The following is a 2,243-nucleotide window of genomic DNA, read 5'->3' as shown; positions in this document are numbered from 1 at the left end:
CGCCCGCTGTCGTTCTGATGCGGGCGGGACGCCCGCGCCACAACAGCAGATGGCAGCAACCCGGCGGCGATTTGCATCAACGTGGATTTGCCTGATCCGTTGGGACCGACGAGGCCGACGAGTTCGCCCTGCGGCAGCGTCAGCGATACCTCGCGCAAGCGGCCTGCGACCGATACGCGGTCGAGTGACAAGGCGGTGGCATCAGCAGGGGAGGGGGGGGGGGGGGGATTTGTTGCGGTCGAGGTCATGGTCATGCGCGCCTCCTCAACAACCAAAGGAAAAACGGACCGCCCAGGAACGCTGTCACGATGCCCAGACGCAGGTTGCCCGCCGTCCGTCCGATCAGGTCGCACGCCAGCACGAACACCGCCCCTCCCACGAGCGACAATGGCACCAGCCGCCGGTGTTCCGGTCCGACCATCAGGCGTAGTAAATGCGGCACTACAAGTCCCACGAATCCCACCGTGCCCACCACCGCCGTGGCGAGCGCGGTGAGGACGGTTGAGAGCGCGAGCAACTGGCGGCGCAGGCGGCGCACATCCACGCCCAGGCTCTGCGCCTCGGTCGAGCCGAGGCTGAGCAGATCCATCGGTCGGCCTAGCGGCCAGAGGAGTGCCGCGCCAACGACAATGGGCGAGGCCATCCAAACGTGTTCCCAGGTGCGGTCCTCAAGGCCGCCGAGCAGCCAGAAAATGATCTGCGCGTTGCGTTCGTAGGTGAGCGTGAAGTTGGAAAGCACGTAACTCGTGACCGCGCCAAGCAGGGCGTTGAGCGCCACGCCGGCCAGCAGCAGTCGTTCCGTGCTCGCGCCGCGCCGCGCCAGCATGATGACCGCGCCCGTGGCGAACGTTGCGCCGAGGATGGCGGCGAGCGGGGCGGCAAAGAGGGTGGTGGTGGCGAGGCCGAGTCCCAGCGCCACGACCGCGCCCGCCGCAGCGCCACTGCTCACACCGAGCAGGCCGGGGCTGGCGAGGCTGTTGCGAAAATATGCCTGCATGACGAGTCCGCTCGCCGCCAGCGCGCCGCCGATGAGGATCGCCACGCATAGGCGGGGGAGTCGCATTTGCCAGAGGATGGTGGCCGCCAGTTCGTCGCGGTGCAGGAGTCCGTCGAGGATTTTTTCCGGTCCCATCGGCAGGTCACCCACGCCAAGCGCAAGGACTGACAAAAGGACGAGCAGCACGAGCGCGATAGGCAGAGCAAAGCGGGCGGCAGTCGTGGTGGTGGCGTGGCGAGGGGAAAGGCGGGGGGGGGGGGGGTCATTTTGTCCTCTCCTGAGATTCGATTTGGGGGCTTGAAGTGGCGGGAGTGGCGCGGGCGTCTCGCCCGCTGTCTTGCTCGCTGGTTCCCTGATGCGGGCGGGACGCCCGCGCCACTTCTAAATCCTTTTTTAAATCCACTTTTGAGTTGGGTTTCGCAAAACGCGCCGGGTGCAGTTCGCTCGCGAGCTGTTCGTAGCCGCGTATTCGCAAGTGCGATACGCAGCTTAATTGCCACGGTTCGACAAGGGCAACGCGGCGTTCACGCACGGCAGACATGAATTGATAGGGCGGCAACTTCACGTAAGGCACGAGCGCGGCATCAATGCTGTCGCCGGGCAACACGACTTTGTCCACCGGCCAAGTGAGCATTTTTTCGTTGGGCGGCGGGGCGTGTCCCGTGAGGTTGCCGAGCGTGGCGGCAAGGTTTTCGGCGGCTGCTTCCTCGCACAAATCCTGGAATGTGGTGTTGCGTCCCGGGACCACGCCATAGGTGGACGGCGCGATGACGCGCACCGGTTTCGCGCCCGCGAGTCGCTTGCGCAGCTTTGCCATGCGCGCCTCGCAACCGGCGATGATGCGCTCCGCCCGCCCTTGGGCGGCAGGGTCAATCGCAGCGGCGAGGCGGCGGAGATTGGCGTAGGCGTCTTCAAGCGATTTGTAGCGGTCGAAAATGATGACCGTCACGCCCGCGCGTTGCACTTGTTGCACCAGTTCGATGCGACTGTAATCGGCAAACAGCACCAGGGTTGGGCGGTGCTTGAAGATGGCTTCGGCATCGCCGTTTTTGGGCAGCGTTGGCCAGCCTCCCGCCAGCGCTTCGCGCGAGATTCCTGAAAACGTCGGGTCTGTCGCGAGGTGACTTAGCGCGGCGATTTGCTCTGGCCTTGCAATGGAAACCAATAGTTCGTCCGTGCCCACAGTTTGCGAAACAACACGGATGGCAGAGGCGGGAGGAGCGGCGGGGGGGGGGGGGGGGGAAGG

General features: G+C 65.3%; 3 protein-coding genes. All 3 read right to left on the bottom strand.

From position 1 onward, the window contains the following. Positions 1-248 (bottom strand): ATP-binding cassette domain-containing protein (locus tag OBACDRAFT_RS22280; protein WP_157837252.1); only part of this gene is annotated, 248 nt, incomplete at its 3' end. Between the two features lie 2 nt (positions 249-250). Next, the gene (locus OBACDRAFT_RS22275) at positions 251-1,183 is read right to left on the bottom strand and encodes a FecCD family ABC transporter permease (protein WP_232767574.1); all 933 of its coding nucleotides are present in this window, start codon (positions 1,181-1,183) and stop codon (positions 251-253) included. A gap of 76 nt (positions 1,184-1,259) precedes the next feature. Further along, positions 1,260-2,243: ABC transporter substrate-binding protein (locus OBACDRAFT_RS22270; protein ID WP_052362380.1), on the bottom strand; the 984-nt coding region annotated here is incomplete at its 5' end.

This window comes from Geminisphaera colitermitum TAV2 (genome assembly GCF_000171235.2).
GTDB lineage: Bacteria > Verrucomicrobiota > Verrucomicrobiia > Opitutales > Opitutaceae > Geminisphaera > Geminisphaera colitermitum.
Note: the sequence above shows the minus strand (reverse complement) of the source record. Positions and strands in the feature narration are given on the sequence as shown.